General features: G+C 62.8%; 14 protein-coding genes. 1 reads left to right on the top strand and 13 read right to left on the bottom strand.

Annotated elements, in window-relative coordinates; all coding sequences use genetic code 11:
* Nucleotides 1-36 precede the first annotated feature (36 nt).
* Nucleotides 37-801, bottom strand: a complete 765-nt coding sequence (locus tag AC1D13_RS15055; RefSeq protein WP_477666970.1) for an ArsR/SmtB family transcription factor — start codon at nt 799-801, stop codon at nt 37-39.
* Between the two features lie 141 nt (nt 802-942).
* Between AC1D13_RS15055 and AC1D13_RS15050 the strand changes: the two genes are divergently transcribed.
* Nucleotides 943-2,229, top strand: coding sequence for an MFS transporter (locus AC1D13_RS15050; protein ID WP_477689811.1), 1,287 nt, complete (start codon nt 943-945; stop codon nt 2,227-2,229).
* A gap of 5 nt (nt 2,230-2,234) precedes the next feature.
* Here the strand turns inward: AC1D13_RS15050 and AC1D13_RS15045 are convergent, their stop codons facing one another.
* From AC1D13_RS15045 to AC1D13_RS14990, 12 genes are all read right to left on the bottom strand, one after another.
* Nucleotides 2,235-3,533, bottom strand: a complete 1,299-nt coding sequence (locus AC1D13_RS15045) for an RNA polymerase sigma factor (protein ID WP_477689810.1) — start codon at nt 3,531-3,533, stop codon at nt 2,235-2,237.
* Nucleotides 3,534-3,539: 6 nt separating this feature from the next.
* Nucleotides 3,540-3,989 carry a YciI family protein gene (locus AC1D13_RS15040; protein ID WP_457282680.1) on the bottom strand — a complete coding sequence of 150 codons (450 nt, stop codon included), beginning with the start codon at nt 3,987-3,989 and terminating at the stop codon, nt 3,540-3,542.
* Between the two features lie 37 nt (nt 3,990-4,026).
* Nucleotides 4,027-4,563, bottom strand: a complete 537-nt coding sequence (locus AC1D13_RS15035) for an SRPBCC family protein (protein WP_457282679.1) — start codon at nt 4,561-4,563, stop codon at nt 4,027-4,029.
* 174 nt (nt 4,564-4,737) lie between these two features.
* The gene (locus tag AC1D13_RS15030; protein ID WP_457282678.1) at nt 4,738-5,511 is read right to left on the bottom strand and encodes a YciI family protein; all 774 of its coding nucleotides are present in this window, start codon (nt 5,509-5,511) and stop codon (nt 4,738-4,740) included.
* 65 nt (nt 5,512-5,576) lie between these two features.
* Nucleotides 5,577-6,014, bottom strand: a complete 438-nt coding sequence (locus AC1D13_RS15025; protein WP_457282677.1) for a YciI family protein — start codon at nt 6,012-6,014, stop codon at nt 5,577-5,579.
* 173 nt (nt 6,015-6,187) lie between these two features.
* On the bottom strand, nt 6,188-7,141 hold the full coding sequence (locus AC1D13_RS15020) for an AEC family transporter (RefSeq protein ID WP_457282676.1): 954 nt from the start codon (nt 7,139-7,141) through the stop codon (nt 6,188-6,190).
* Nucleotides 7,142-7,364: 223 nt separating this feature from the next.
* Nucleotides 7,365-8,426 (bottom strand): porin, encoded by a 1,062-nt coding sequence (locus tag AC1D13_RS15015; protein WP_457282675.1) that lies wholly within the window; start codon nt 8,424-8,426, stop codon nt 7,365-7,367.
* A gap of 194 nt (nt 8,427-8,620) precedes the next feature.
* Complete coding sequence (locus AC1D13_RS15010) at nt 8,621-9,403, bottom strand: L-fucose dehydrogenase (protein WP_457282674.1); 783 nt, start codon at nt 9,401-9,403, stop codon at nt 8,621-8,623.
* 61 nt (nt 9,404-9,464) lie between these two features.
* Entirely contained in the window at nt 9,465-10,745 is a 1,281-nt protein-coding gene (locus tag AC1D13_RS15005) for an L-fuconate dehydratase (protein ID WP_457282673.1), read from the bottom strand.
* A 75-nt stretch (nt 10,746-10,820) separates the two neighbouring features.
* Nucleotides 10,821-11,765, bottom strand: a complete 945-nt coding sequence (locus tag AC1D13_RS15000) for an ABC transporter substrate-binding protein (protein ID WP_457282704.1) — start codon at nt 11,763-11,765, stop codon at nt 10,821-10,823.
* A 137-nt stretch (nt 11,766-11,902) separates the two neighbouring features.
* Nucleotides 11,903-12,898: an ABC transporter permease gene (locus tag AC1D13_RS14995; protein ID WP_457282672.1), complete on the bottom strand. Its 996-nt coding sequence runs from the start codon at nt 12,896-12,898 to the stop codon at nt 11,903-11,905.
* A gap of 20 nt (nt 12,899-12,918) precedes the next feature.
* A complete protein-coding gene (locus AC1D13_RS14990) occupies nt 12,919-14,457 on the bottom strand; it encodes a sugar ABC transporter ATP-binding protein (RefSeq protein ID WP_477689809.1) in 1,539 nt (512 codons plus the stop codon).
* Between the last annotated feature and the right edge of the window lie 517 nt (nt 14,458-14,974).

The following is a 14,974-nucleotide window of genomic DNA, read 5'->3' as shown; positions in this document are numbered from 1 at the left end:
TGCCGCAAAAGGCTGTGGCATGAACGGGCGCCGAGTTCAGGCGGCTGCGCGCCGTTGCTCCTGCCGCGCTGGGAAGGTCTCTCCCTCCGTCACTTGCCGCCAGTCCTCCTGCCCCATCCAGTCGCGCAGCGCCACCGCACCTTTAGGTGTGATCTCCAGCGCGCGCATACCCTGTCGGCGCAAGAGCCAGCCGCGCTCCAGGCTGTGGTTGCAGATCAGCGTGCCGAGTTGCCCGGCGACATGAAAGCGGCGCTCGCTCCAGTCAAGGCACGGGCGGCAGTAAGGCCGTTTGGTGTTGATGCTGGTGGGCGAGGTTGATAGCTCAATGCCCAGCCGCGCCAGCACGGCGCCGGCCTTGGCGGTGACGTGGCCGGCCTCGCCGTCAAAGGTGATGGCGCCATCGGCCAGCAGGTGATGGGCGATGGCTACGCCGAGGCGGCCGGCGATGTGGTCGTAGCAGCTGCGGGCCATACGCATGGCGGCGTCTTTGGGGCCGGGCACTACGGCGCGGCGTGGCGCGGGGGCATTTTGGGAGGCCAGTTGCGTGATGCCTTCGAGCACACGTGCCACTTCCACCGAGGCGAGGCGGTGATAACGGTGCCGGCCGTGTTGCTCTACGCACAGCAAGCCGCCTTCGACCATCAGGGCCAGGTGTCGGCTGGCGGTTTGTGGTGAGACATTGCCGACCCCGGCCAGCTCATGGGCAGTGAGGGAGCGGCCGTCGAGCAGCTCCATCAGCATGGCGGTGCGGGCCGGCTCGCCGACCAGCGAGGCGATGTGGGCGATTTGGTTGGTGTTCATCATGATGTTTGACGTCTTGTAGGGTCAACCTTAGCAGCATCGCGCCGCCCATGCTTCGCTCTGTGACGAAGCATCAAGGCAGGGCTTCGCCGCACCATGAAGGCCATGCAGCAACCGCTGCCTTCTCACAAGGAGAACCTCATGGAACTGCCAATGACCCCAACTCTGCGACCCCAAGCGCCACGCGCGTTTTACGGAACCACCGTGGTGCGGGCCGCCTTTGTGCTCGCCATCTTTGGCTGGGGCGTGGGCTTTTACAGCCCGGCGATTTTTCTGCATGCGGTGATCGCGCGCACCGGCTGGGCGCTGCCGTTGGTGTCGGCGGCCGTGACGTTTCACTTCCTCTTTGGCGCGGGCGTGGTGGCCTGCTTGCCGCGTATTCATGCCCGGCTGGGCGTTGCAGCCACTACCGCCGCAGGCTGCGCAGCGCTGGCGGTCGGCCTGCTGGGTTGGGCCTTGGCTGCACAGCCGTGGCAACTGTTTATGGCCGCCATGTTGACGGGCGGCGGCTGGGTCACCATGGGCGCGGCAGGCATCAACGCCATCATCTCGCCCTGGTTTGTGCGCGGCCGGCCCATGGCACTGGCCAAGGCCTATAACGGCGCCAGCCTGGGCGGCGTGATTTTCTCGCCGCTGTGGGGCGCTTTGATTGTGGCGATGGGCTTTGCCGCCGCCACCATGCTGGTGGGTGGCGCCATGCTGGCCATCGTGGCGTGCCTTTGCTTTTACGTGATCGCGAAGACGCCTGAGCGCATGGGCCAGCAGCCTGATGGTGACGCGCCAGGCACGCCAGCACGCAGCATCACCTCGGCGCACGCCAAGCCGCTGCCGGGCCGCCTGCTGTGGCGCGACCGCAGTTTTCGCACGCTGGCTGCGGCGATGGCGCTCAGCCTGTTTGCGCAGGCGGGCCTGATCACGCATTTGTATTCGCTGCTGGTGTCGGCACTCAGCACCCAGGGCGCAGGCCTGGCGATGGCGCTGGCCACGGCCTGTGCGATCGGTGGCCGAACGGTGGTCGGAAAATTCATGCCTGCCGGCGCCAACCGACGCGTGGTGGCCAGCGTGAGCTACGCGGTGCAGATAGCCGGCTCGCTGCTGCTGGCCTCTGCGGCGGAACACCAGACCGCGTTGATCCTGCTGGGCGTGGTGCTGTTCGGCGTTGGCATCGGCAACGCGACCTCGTTGCCGCCGCTGGTGGCGCAGGTGGAATTCGTCAAGGAAGATGTCCCGCGTGTGGTAGCGCTCATCGTTGCGATGTCGCAAGGGCTGTGGGCGCTGGCGCCTGCGACTTTTGCACTACTGCTGGTCACAGGCAATGGGAACCCAGCGCACTTGGGTGCGGGCACCGGCTTTTATTTCGGTGCGACGGTGCTGCTGCAACTCGCGGCCATCGCCTGCATGCTGGGCGGCCGCAAGCCGGCAGCCTGAGCGCCTCAGGAAAGGCGCGGCGTGGCGTCGGGCTTGCAGGCTTCAGCGCGCGCCAGCAGCAGTTCGCGCTCACGCAGGTTGCGCGTGAGCGAGGCGGCGCGTTCGAACTCCGCGTGGGCCTCTTCGATTCGGCCGAGCTTGAACAAAAAGTCGGCGCGTACGCTGGGCAGCAGGTGGTAGTTTTTCATCAAGGGCTCGGCCAGCAGCGCATCGGCCACCTCCAGCCCCGTCGCCGGGCCAAAGGCCATGGCCAGCGCCACGGCACGATTGAGCTCCACCACCGGCGAGGGCATGAGCTGCGCCAGCGCATCGTAAAGCGCGGCAATGCGCTGCCAGTCAGTGTCCGCACCGGTGGGCGCACGCGCATGGCAAGCGGCGATCGCGGCCTGTAACGCATACGGCCCCAGCGCGCCGCCTAACGCCTCAGCGCGTGCCAATGCGGCAAAGCCGCGGCGAATCAGGATATGGTCCCAGCTCGCACGGTTTTGTTCCAGCAGCAAGATGGGCTCACCCGACGGCCCGGTGCGCGCCTTGGCGCGCGAGGCCTGGATCTCCATCAGCGCCACCAGGCCATGAACCTCAGGCTCCTGCGTCGCGAGTTCGGCCAGCACACGCCCCAGCCGCAAGGCCTGGTCACACAGAGCGGGCCGCATCCAGTCGCCGCCCGAGGTAGCCGAGTAGCCTTCATTGAAGATCAGGTAGATCACTTCGAGCACCGAGGCCAGCCGGGCGCCGCGCTCTTCAGGGCCGGGCACTTCAAAGGGCACACGCGCCTCGGCCAGCGTGCGTTTGGCGCGCACGATGCGCTGGGCCACGGTGGGTTCGGGCACGAGGAAGGCACGCGCGATCTCGTCGGTGCTCAGGCCGCCCAGCAGCCGCAGCGTCAGCGCGATGCGCGCTTCGGTGGACAGCACCGGGTGGCAGGCGGTGAAGATCAGGCGCAACAGGTCGTCGCCGTAGTCGTCGGCGCCGTCGTCCCCGTCGCCGGGATCGTCTACATCGGCAAAGGCCATGTCCTGCTCCATCTCCATTTCGCGGCCCAGCTCTTCGTGCTTGAGCGCGAGCAGCTTGCGCCGCCGCAGGTAGTCGATGGCGCGGTGCTTGGCCACCGCCATGAGCCAGGCGCCCGGGTTGTCCGGCACGCCCGTCTTGGGCCAGCGCTCCAGCGCGGTGACCAGCGCGTCTTGCGCGATCTCTTCGGCCAGGCCCACCTCTTGCACCATGCGTGCAACCTTGGCGATGACCTTGGCCGATTCGATGCGCCAGACGGCGTCGATGGCACGGTGGGTTTCATGCGACGCCATGCGGCTTCAGGCGCCCTTGCCTTTGCTGGTACTTTTGCTTTTCCCGCTGGGGGCCTGCTGCATCTCGACGAAGCCGGCGGCGGCTTCCTGCACGTCGGGCGGGAAGTCCGACATCTCCTGCACCTGGCGCACTTCGATGATTTCGTTCTCGCCGCCCGGGCAGCGCGTTGCCCACTTGATGGCTTCCTCGCGCGAGGCCACGTTGATCATCCAGTAGCCGCCCAGTACCTCACGGGCTTCGGCAAAGGGGCCGTCGCTGACATGGGCCTTGCCGCCCGGAAAGCTCACGCGCGCGCCCATGGAGGGCGGGTGCAGGCCGTCCAGCGCGAGCAACACGCCGGCTTTTTGCAGTGCTTCGTTGTATTTCATCATCGCGGCGACGGCGTCGGCGCTGGGCATGGTGCCTGCGTCGGCAGTTTCGTAGCCCTTGGGGATCATCAGCATCATGAATCGCATTTGAATACTCCTTGAGTGTGGGGCGGGTGAGCCGGGCTTACTTTTCTGCAGCAGCCTTCAGGTCGGCCAGGCCGGCTTCGAAATCCTTGCCCACCATCTTGTCCATATCGAAGAAGACATGCATGACCCTGGCCATCAGGGGCGCGGGGCCGGCCATATCCCAGCTGACCAAGCTGCCACCGGCTTGCGGCTGGAGAGTGAACACCACCTTGTTGTGGGCTTCGAAAGGTTTGCTGAAGTTCAGGTCTATCTTGACCAGGGAAGACGGTACGGACTCGGTGATCAGCATGTCACCCGTGCCGACTTCCTTGCTTTCCCAGGCGTAGGCAGAACCTTTGCCGGTGGCCGGGCCGCTGAAGCTGCGCTTCATGGCGGCGTCCTTCTTCTCCCAGGGCGACCAGGCGGCCCACTGTTTGTAGTCGTTGATCAGCGGAAAGATTTTTTCGGGTGGCGCCTGGATGGTGGTCTGGCGCTGGACGCGGAAGGTGTCGGGCTTGTTGGAGGCCAGTATCAGCACGGCCACGATAAACACCACAATGGCGACGGCTGCAATGATGGCGATGGTCTTGAACATGTTCTATTCCCTTAAGTTGGTGTTCGTTCACTTCGATGAATGGGCGAGCGCCGGGTTTATCGGGCCTCTCCGGCCCCAAAAAAACGTCTGCTCACTGGTACGACGAACGAAAAATGCGAAATCGACACGCCCGGTGAAAAAAATTTCAAATATTTTTGACCGAAGCCCTGAACGTTAGGCCGGGGCGAAATCTGCCGCCTCATATAGCAACCGGATCTCGACCTCAACCTCTTCCGTATCGCGAAACGGAAAGGGGTAACTCAGCGCCCAGTCCACCGCAGCCTGCAGCGAACGCGCCCGGATGATCCAGAAGCCGGCCAGCAACTCCTTGGCTTCGGCGAACGGCCCGTCCATCACGCTGGGTTTGCCTCGGGTGAACTTCATGCGGGAGGCGCTGGCGCTGGGCTTGAGCCCTTCACCCATGAGTAGCACGCCAGCCTTGACGGCATCGTCGTTGTGTTGGGCCATGCGCCCCAGCCACTGGTTGTCGGGCACGATGCCGGCTTCGGCGCGGTCATTGGCCTTGAGCAAAATCATGAAGCGGCGGAACCCCTCGGGCAGCGGCGGCGCGCCTTCCCCGGCGACGCCGCGCAGGCCGCCGGGGCAGCCACCCTCGCGGATTTCCAGCGAGGTATTGCCATCCGCATCCTCTTGAGGCCAGCGCTTGAGCCATTCCAGTGCGTCATCCCTGGAAGCCGCCTCAATCATGGTGAAACCGGCGATCAGCTCTTTGGCTTCGGTGAAGGGGCCATCGATGACCGTGGGCTTGCCACCGGAAAACCGGATGAGCGCGCCCTTTGAGCTTGCCTGCAGGCCCTCGCCGCCCAGCAGCATGCCGGCCTTGGCGAGTTCTTCGTTGTAGGCGCCCATGGCGGCCAGCAGTGCGGGGCTGGGCAGCTCGCCGGCTTCAGTGCTCGCGTCGGATTTGCGCAGGATCATGTATTGCATGCGTGGAATCTCCTTGGAACCCGGTTTTTACCTCAAACACGGGCCCGGCAGCCGGACGCCCGTTTTCAGGACTTTTCGCCGGACTGCGCCTCCACCTGCCGGCGCAGGCGTTCTTCGGCTTCGCGAAGCTCGGGCGTGAATTCCGCGCCAAAGTCTTCAGCCGAAAACACCTGGCGGATTTCAATTTCGGCCTCGCTCTCAGGTGGCAACGGGCAGCGCTTGACCCATTCAATGGCCTCTTCTTTGGACGAGACCTGCAGCATCCAGAAACCGGCGACCAGTTCTTTGGTTTCGGGAAAAGGCCCGTCGATGACGGTGCGCTTGCTGCCGGAAAATCTGACGCGCGCGCCTTTGGAACTGGGATGCAGCCCCTCGCCCGCCAGCATGACGCCGGCCTTGACCAGCGATTCGTTGAACTTGCCCATGTCGGCCAGCAGTTGTTCACTGGGCATTTCACCGGCTTCGCTGTGTTTGTCGGCTTTGATGAGAACCATGAATTTCATTTCGGACTCCTTGAAGTTGCGTTAGTTGCGTTGGGAGCGGAGAGCCCGGACAACCCAGGCAGAAAAATCCTGCTCTTACCGGTACGACGAACAGAAAGAGCGGAATCGACAGCGCGGGGCCATCTTTTTTCAGGTTTTTTTGTAACGACAGCCGAAAAGGCCTGGTACCTGGCTCAGGTCAGCAGGGTCACTGCTGCCGAAAAGCTGAAAAAGGCCAGCACCGTCGACAACAGGATGATGCGCGCGATGCGGCCGTTGTCCGCACCGAAACGCTCGGCCAGCAACGCCACATTGCTGGCGCTGGGCAGCGCCGCCACCAGCACGATGACGGTCAAAGCAAAAGGCTGCAAAGGCACGCCCACTGCGATGGCGCCCAGCCCGACGAGGCCCACCAGTACCGGGTGCACCACCAGTTTGATGAGAGCAACCGGCACATACTCCTTCAGGGGTGTGGCTGCCGTGCTGTTCATCTGCGAACGCGCCAGCACCGCGCCAATGGTGAACAGCGCTACCGGCGAGGCCGCATCGGCCAGCAGCCCGACGGTCTGCATCACCGGCGCGGGCAACATCACACCCAAGCCGGACGACAGCGCGCCCAGCACGATGGCCCACGGCATGGGATTGAGCGCCACGCCCTTGAGCGCATTCTGCGCGGCGACCTCGGCGCCATGAATGTCGGCCGAGTCCAGCCGCGACAGCGCGATGCACAGCGAGCTTGTCACCAGCAAATCAACCAGGATGGTGACGATGGCCGGTCCGGCGGCCTGCGCACCCAACAGCGCCACCAGCAGGGGCACACCCATGAAGCCGGTGTTGGGGAAGGCCGCCACCAGCGCGCCAAAAGACGCATCGTTCCATGCAATGCGGCCCTTGCGCGTGAGCATCACGGTGAAAGCCACCATCAACAGAGCACACACTAAATAGACGGCCACCAGGCTCGCGTCCAGCAGCTGCGCAATCGGCGTGCCGGCGCCAAAGCGGTACAGCATGCAGGGCAGTGCGAAATACAGCACGAAGGTATTGAGGCCAGGAATGGCCAGCTGCGGGAGCAGGCCCCGGCGCGCAGCAAGGTAGCCGCACAGCACCAGGGCAAAAAAAGGAAAGGTGACGAAAAGAATGCTGAGCACGGCGCTGATTGTCGCCCACGCCCTTGCATACGGGTGCGTAGCACGGCCCCGCCAGCACGCCGATTGAGCATAAAAAATAGCTGCGACGCAGGCAGTGCCTGCGCAAGCAGCTATATTTTTAATAGCAAAAAGTGGCTGGCCAGCTGGCCCGCGTCAGGTGATCCCGATCTGAACCTGCCGGCCTGCCGCCGAACGCATGGAACTCGCCCGGCAGCGTTGCCCTTTAAAAGCTGTGCGCGATACCCGCGTAAACGGTTCTTTGCCCCTGGTTGACCGCCGGATTTCCCGAAATCCCCCCGTCCACCCCGAAGTTGGCACCACTGGAGTTGCTGACGCTACCGAATGACGCGTACAGCAGCGTGCGCTTGGACATGTTGTAGTCGGCACCCACCATGCCCAGCGTGGCCTTGCCGGCCACCCGGTCAGATTTGACGTGGAAGACCGAACCGATCAGCGTGAGCGCCGGGGTCACATCGTAGCGAACGCCAACCCAGGCATGCTTGAGCTTGGACGCGGCGGTGAGGGCCGCGTCGGGTGCGGTGATGTAGTCGTAGGCTGCATAGAGCTTGGCCGGGCCGAACTTGTAAGTGCCGCCTATGATGGTTTCCTTGGAGGTGCTGAAAACATCCGTGAAGGTGGCGGTAGCATTACGGCGCTGGGAATAGATGGCGCGCAGCATCAGGTCCTGGTTCGCATAGGTCATCGATATGCCTTCGCCGCGGTTGGCCTTGCTGTTTCCAGCCTGTTCGCCAAACGAGATTTGCCCGGTGGCGCTGAAGCCGCCCATATCAGGCGTTGAATACTCGACCACGTTGCTGGCACCGGGCCAGCTGCGGCCCCTGACCAGGGTGGCGCTGCCCACCCACTGTTGGCCAGTCGGGTCCAGGTCCCACACGTCGTTGCTGATGAACAGGTTCTTGCCAAGACGGAAGCTGCCCCAGCTGGCGTTGGACAGACCGACATAGGCGCGGCGGTTGAACAATGCCGAGCCGACCGAGCCGTTTTTCAGTTCAAACCCGCTTTCGAGAAGGAAGTTGGCCGCCAGCCCGCCGCCCAGGTCTTCCTTGCCCTTCATGCCCCACATGCTGGTGCCCCACTGGTTGCTGGCCACCATGGCTTTGGAGAAGCTGGCATTGGCCACCGGGTCATACACATTGTCAATATAGGCCAGGCCGGATACGGCACGTCCGTACAAGGTGACGCTGGACTGGGCCGAGGCCAACTGCGGCGCCAGCACGGCCGCGCAGGCCACGCCGAGGTACACACTACGGAAAGCAGCTTTCATGATTTGTCTCTCTTTGCTATGGTTAGGTTGAGTCAGTTAAAAAGTCCGGATATGCCCATTCGCCGGCATGGCTGCCCAGAGCGAACCCGGTTCGGGCGGGGAAAATCTGCGGCGAGCTTCATCGCGCTTTTCAGGGCTCGGTAGCTGGCAACGCCGCATGGCGTTTTGGCCGTATGGATGTCTGTTCATGACGGTCAGCCGACAGGTAAGGCGCGGTCCAGATGCACATAGCCGCCATCGGGATGAATCCACTGGCCCGTCGTGTGCGAGGCGCGATCGGACAGCAGGAACACCACCGTGTCGGCAATTTCGCGGTCGGTCGTCATGCGCTGGCCGAGGGGAATCCGGGCCGTGATGTCGGCCAGCGCCGCTGCGGGGTCGGCAAAGGTCTTGAGCCACGTTTCATAGAGCGGTGTCATGACTTCGGCCGGCAGCACCGCATTGACCCGCACGCCATGCGGCGCCAGCGCGGCAGCCCATTCGCGTGTAAGCCCCAGCTGGGCCGCCTTGGCCGCGACATAGCCGCTGGTGTTGCCCTGCCCGGTGAGCGCCGTCTTGGAGGAAATGTTGACGATGGCGCCGCGCCTGGCCTTGAGCTGGTCCAGGCACAGGTGCGCCATCAGGTAGTAATGCATCAGGTTGGACTGCAGCGAGCGCTTGAAGGCCTCGGGGCCGGCCTCCAGGCCGACGCTGTCGTTGACGCCGGCGTTGTTGACCAGCGCATCAATGCCGCCGAATTCGGCCACGGCGCCCTGCACCGCGGTCCGGCAGGCCGATTCGCTTTCAAGGTCGAGCTGGAAAAACCCGTGGCGTGCACCGAGATCCCGCAAGGCCGCGGAAAATTCCGGCAACAAGGGGCTGCGGCCGAAGATCACCGGCACGGCGCCTTCGCGTGCCAGCTGCAGGCTGATGGCCCCGCCAATTCCGGCGCCCCCGCCGGTGACAATGACAATCTTGTTTTGAAGGTGCAAATTCATCAAGGGCTCCGGTGTCAGATGTTGGTTATGGTCAGGCTCAGCCGAGGGTGTGTAGCGGCCATCAGCCCTTGAAGGCGTACTGCGCCAGCGATTCGCGCTTCATCTCAATCGAATAACCTGGCCGCTGCGGCGGCATGTAGGCGGCATGGCGAATCACGCAGGGGTCCACGAAATGCTCGTGCAGGTGGTCCACGTATTCGATCACCCGGCCTTCCTTGGTACCGGCGATGCAGAGGTAATCGATCATCGACAGGTGCTGCACGTATTCGCACAGGCCGACGCCGCCGGCATGCGGACAAACCTTGAGCCCATATTTGGCCGCCATCAACATCACGGCCAGCACCTCGTTGACCCCGCCCAGGCGGCAGGCGTCGATCTGCACCACGTCAATGGCGCCCTGCATGATGAGCTGCTTGAACATGACGCGGTTCTGGCACATCTCGCCTGTGGCGACCTGCATGTCGCCCTTCACCGCCTCGCGGATGCGGCGGTGACCCTCAATGTCGTCGGGGCTGGTCGGCTCCTCGATGAACCAGGGCTTGGCAAAGCCCAGGTGGCCCAGCCACTCAATCGCCTCGTTGACATCCCACACCTGGTTAGCATCAATCATCAGGGTGCGGTCGGGGCCGAGTACCTCGCGGGCGACGCGCACCCGCCGGATGTCGTCCTGCAGGTCGCGGCCCACCTTGAGCTTGATGTGCGAAAAGCCGGCGTCCACCGCCTCCTGGGCCAGGCGCCTGAGCTTTTCGTCGTCATAGCCCAGCCAGCCGGCGGAAGTGGTGTAGCAAGCGTAGCCTTCCTGCTCGAGCGTCTTCAGGCGCGCGTCCTTGCCGGCGGCCTGGCGCGTCAACAGTGCCAGCGCTTCGGCCGGCGTGATGCAGTCGGTGATGTAGCGGAAGTCGATCAGCCTGACGATCTCTTCCGGGCTCATGCGGGCCACCAGCTTCCACACCGGCAGGCCCTCCTGCTTGGCCCACAGATCCCACACGGCATTGACCACCGCGGCTGTCGCCAGGTGGATCGCGCCCTTGTCGGGGCCGATCCATCGCAGCTGGCTGTCCGAGGTGATGTAACGCCAGAAGCGGCCCATGTCTTCGGTCACCCAGTCCATGTCGAGGCCGACCACCAGGTGGCGCATGGCTTCTATGGCGGCGCAGCAGACTTCATTGCCACGGCCGATGGTGAAAGTCAGGCCATGGCCTTCAAGCCCCGGCTCGCCGGTTTCCAGCACCACATAGGCCGCCGAATAGTCCGGGTCCGGATTCATCGCGTCCGAGCCGTCGAGATGCCGCGACGTGGGAAAGCGCACATCGACGACACGCATGGATTGGATAGTGCTCATGAATGATTGCCTGGGGATTGCTGTTTGCCTGGTGAAGAAGCGCTTCAGCGCGTGGCCCTGAGGCCGCCGCACCCATCAGTCATACAGAACCGCAGCGATCTTGGGATCGTTGATGGTGGTCTTGTCGTAGTAGTAAAAGCCGGTATCGATGATCTTGGGGAGCTTTTCGCCCTTGAGGGACTTGACCGCCGCCTCCACCGTCTTGTAGCCAATGCCGACCGGGTTCTGGGTGATGGCGCCGGCCATCGAGCCATCCATGATGGCGGCCTTTTGCTGCTTGCCGGAGTCGTAGCCGATGATCACCACCTTGCGCTTCATTTCCCTGGCGCCGTTCAGCGCGCCGATGGCCGAGCCTTCGTTCGCGCCGAAAATTCCCTTCAGGTTGGGGTTGGCCTGCAGGATGGACTTGGTGATCTCGGTCGATTTGAGCTGGTCGCCGCCGCCGTACTGCACGCTGACGATCTTGATGTTGGGATAGGTTGACTTGATACGGTTGACAAATCCGTCGGTGCGATCGATGCCGGTGCGGCTGGTCTGGTCATGCACCACCAGGGCGACATCGCCGCTTTTACCGATCAGCTCGGCCATCTTGTCGGCAGCGAGGGCGGCGGCGGCCACGTTGTTGGTGGTGGTCGTGGTTACCGGAATATCGCTGTCCACGCCCGAGTCAAAGGCGATGACCGGGATCTTGGCGGCCTGGGCTTTTTTCAGCAGCGGGATCGACGCCTTGCTGTCCAGCGCGGCAAAGCCGATGGCCGACGGCTTTTTGGCCAGCGCCGCCGCGAACATGTCGATCTGCTTGTCCACCATGCTCTCGCTCTCGGGGCCTTCGAAGGTCACCTTGACCTTGTAGTCCTTGCCGGCCTGCTCGGCGCCGGCCTTGACGGCTTGCCAGAACTGGTGCTGAAAGCCCTTGGAGATCATTGGAATGTAGATCTCGTCGGCGGCCAGCGCCGTCGTGCTCAAGGTGGAAGCCAGGCCAAGGCCCAGCGCAAGGCTCAAAAGTGTTCGTTTCAAAATCATGGTCATCTCCGGATCGTTATGGGTGTTGCAATGAAATATCAGAAATCAAACGTTGGCAGGGCCTGGGGTTTGGGTTTCTCCTTCGTAAGAACTGCACGCAGGCGGATAGCGGCTGAAACCGCACTTGCTTTCATTTACTTGCGCTTTCGCAAAATATCGGCATACACCGCCACGATGATGATCAGGCCCGTCACCACCGTCTGCCACTCCTGGGCCACCGACATGATGCGCAGCCCGTTGGTCAGCACACTCATGATGAAGGCGCCGATGATGGTGCCCAGGATCGTGCCCGCCCCACCGCTCAACGAGGTACCTCCGATCACGACGGCGGCAATCGCGTCCAGCTCATAACCCTGGCCCAGCGCCGGCTGCGCGGAATTCAGGCGCGAGGCGATGAGCAGCCCGGCCACGCCGCAAATCGCGCCGCTGAGCGTGTAGACAATGATCTTCCAGCGGTCCACATTCACGCCCGACAGGCGTACCGCCTCTTCGTTGCTGCCCAGCGCGAAGGTGTAGGTCCCCAGCACCGTCTTGTTCAGGATCAGGCTGGATACCACCGCCACCACAAACAGGATCAGCACCGCATTGGGGATGGGCAGATCGGGCAGGAAATAACCGATCAACGACTCCTGGGAAATGACCGAGAACTCCGGCGTGTCGTTGAAATAGATTGGCTTGGATTGGGTGATGACCAGCGACAGGCCTTTGAGCATGAGCATCATGCCCAGCGTGGCAATGAAAGGCGGGATCTTCAGCTTGGCAATCAGCACGCCCGAGGTGAAGCCAGAGAACGCACCGAAGAAAATGGCGGCCAGCACGCCCAGGTAGAAGGGCAGGCCCCAATAGGTCAGCACCACCCCGGCCATGACGGCGCAAAAGGTCATCAAGGTGCCCACCGACAGGTCGATGCCCGAGGTGATGATGACAAAGGTGCAGGCGATGGCCAGCACGCCGTTAACCGCAGTGGCCTGCAAAATGCCCACCATGTTGTCGGTCTGCATGAAACTGGACGAGGCCATGCTGAAGAAAATCAGCAACCCCAGCAAGCTGGCAAATGCCAACAGCTTTTGACGGGTGTTGCTGCTAAAAGCTGCAGTTTTGAAACCTTGCAGCAACTTGGAGACGGTCATGGATGGTGGTTCCGGTATTCTTAGAAGGCAGCAGCGGCAACCGTGCCGGAAACGGTAGCCGTGGCTTCGCGCTGGGTGGCGAGCTGCATGATTTTTTCCTGGGTCGCGTCCCGTGCCGCCAGCTCGCCGGTGATGCGGCCCTCGCACATCACCACGATGCGGTGGCTCAGCCGCAGCACCTCGGGCAGTTCGGAGGAGATCATCACGATGGCACGGCCCTGCGCCGCCAGCGCATTGAGCAGCTTGTAGATTTCACTCTTGGCGCCCACGTCAATGCCGCGCGTAGGCTCGTCAAAAAACAGGATCTCGCAGTCGCGCACCAGCCATTTGGCGACGACGATTTTTTGCTGGTTACCCCCCGACAGCAGCGCCACTTTCTGCAGCGGGCTTGGGGTCTTGATGCCCAGTTGCGCGATCAGCTTCGCAGCCGTGTCCTGTATGGCCGCGGGCTTGAGAAGAAACCCGAAGCTCAAGAACCGCCGCAAGCTCGACAGCACAATGTTGGTCTGCACATCCATGCCGGTGGCCAGACCGAAGTGCTTGCGGTCTTCCGACAGGTAGCCGATGCCGTGCTCAACCGCGTCGGCCGGGCTATGCACCCCGATCTGGCGGCCCCTGACCCAGATCTCTCCCGAATCCCTTTTGTCGGCGCCGAACACGGCACGCGCCACTTCGGTTCGGCCCGCGCCCATCAGGCCGGCAAACCCGAGGATTTCGCCCTTGCGCACGGTGAAGCTGACATCCTTGATCGTACGGCCGCGATTGAGCCCGCGCACCTCCAGCACGGTCTCCCGGCCCTGACCGGTTGCCGGCGGCCTCTCGTCTTCAAGCAGCGCGCGCCCGACCATCATGCCGATGATGGTGTCCATGCTGGTGGTGGCAGTCGGCACGGTGCCGATGTACTGGCCGTCGCGCATCACTGTCACGCGGTCCGAGATGCGCTTGAGCTCGTCCATCTTGTGCGAGATGTACACGATGCCGACGCCGTGGCGCTTGAGCTGGCCGATGATGCGGAACAAGTCGTCGATTTCCGCATTGTTCAGCGCGGCAGTGGGCTCGTCCATGATCAGCACGCGCGAGTCGAACGACAGCGCCTTGGCGATCTCCACCATCTGCTGGCGCGCCACCGTCAGGTCGCAGACCAGCGTGTGCGGTTCCAGGTTCAGGTTCAGGCGGTCGAATATCGCTTTCGTGTCACGGGCCATCTTCTCGGTATCGATGAACAGCCCCAGCCGCCCGAGCGGCTCGCGTCCGATGAAGATGTTCTGCGCCACGCTCAGATGGCTCATCAGGTTGAGTTCCTGGTGGATGATGCCGATGCCCAGCGCCTGCGCAGCGCACGGGCTGGCAATCTCGACCGCCTGACCGTCGATGCTGATCTCGCCCGCATCCTTCTGGTAGACCCCGGCCAGTATCTTCATCAGGGTCGATTTCCCGGCGCCGTTCTCGCCCATCAGCGCATGCACCTCGCCTGCGGCAACCTCAAGCCGGGCGTTGTGCAACGCGCGCACTCCCGGAAAGGATTTGCACAGGTTGCTGATGCTCACAAGAGGTGTCATGGGCGGTTCCGGACAGGCGCGGTGCTCGCTCAGATCGGCGCGATGTCGTTGACCGTGGCCAGACGGCCCGTCGACCGGCCCGGAGTGCGCCCAAACCAGGCGCTGCCGCAACGCCCGGAATCACCCGGGGCCAGGCAAACCGGTGTACGGGCCTGGCCGACGCCTTGGGCGGCCGCGCAGATCGATACTGTTTTTCCTTCCAAACTTCCTGGGTGCATGACAAAAACCTTTTTGCGTTGACGGAACCGTTCAATGAGGCGAAGGCACCAAAATCAGGAAACTTATTGTTACAAATGGTTCATTGATGAACAATCTATTCACTTATGGATTGAAGCGGTGTGAATCATAGAAATTTGCTCATCTTTCCAAGCCCCGGACTTTCCCTAGGTCAAGATTTAATTTATTGATGAACATTAAGTGCAAAAGTAAATAAATCTAAAACAATGAAGGCGAAAGTCTTCGCGAGCGCCGCGTGCCATATCAAGAGCGCTGCGTTACATATCAAAATTGCAATGCC

Source organism: Polaromonas sp. P1_E12, assembly GCF_056405975.1.
The sequence above is the reverse complement of the archived record's forward strand: the minus strand, read 5'-3'. Positions and strand labels throughout refer to the sequence as shown.

Coding starts and splice junctions, on each gene's coding strand:
- AC1D13_RS15055 (WP_477666970.1), bottom strand. CDS start 801: ATGAACACCAACCAAATCGCCCACATCGCCTCGCTGGTCGGCGAGCCG.
- AC1D13_RS15050 (WP_477689811.1), top strand. CDS start 943: ATGGAACTGCCAATGACCCCAACTCTGCGACCCCAAGCGCCACGCGCG.
- AC1D13_RS15045 (WP_477689810.1), bottom strand. CDS start 3,533: ATGGCGTCGCATGAAACCCACCGTGCCATCGACGCCGTCTGGCGCATC.
- AC1D13_RS15040 (WP_457282680.1), bottom strand. CDS start 3,989: ATGCGATTCATGATGCTGATGATCCCCAAGGGCTACGAAACTGCCGAC.
- AC1D13_RS15035 (WP_457282679.1), bottom strand. CDS start 4,563: ATGTTCAAGACCATCGCCATCATTGCAGCCGTCGCCATTGTGGTGTTT.
- AC1D13_RS15030 (WP_457282678.1), bottom strand. CDS start 5,511: ATGCAATACATGATCCTGCGCAAATCCGACGCGAGCACTGAAGCCGGC.
- AC1D13_RS15025 (WP_457282677.1), bottom strand. CDS start 6,014: ATGAAATTCATGGTTCTCATCAAAGCCGACAAACACAGCGAAGCCGGT.
- AC1D13_RS15015 (WP_457282675.1), bottom strand. CDS start 8,426: ATGAAAGCTGCTTTCCGTAGTGTGTACCTCGGCGTGGCCTGCGCGGCC.
- AC1D13_RS15010 (WP_457282674.1), bottom strand. CDS start 9,403: ATGAATTTGCACCTTCAAAACAAGATTGTCATTGTCACCGGCGGGGGC.
- AC1D13_RS15005 (WP_457282673.1), bottom strand. CDS start 10,745: ATGAGCACTATCCAATCCATGCGTGTCGTCGATGTGCGCTTTCCCACG.
- AC1D13_RS14995 (WP_457282672.1), bottom strand. CDS start 12,898: ATGACCGTCTCCAAGTTGCTGCAAGGTTTCAAAACTGCAGCTTTTAGC.
- AC1D13_RS14990 (WP_477689809.1), bottom strand. CDS start 14,457: ATGACACCTCTTGTGAGCATCAGCAACCTGTGCAAATCCTTTCCGGGA.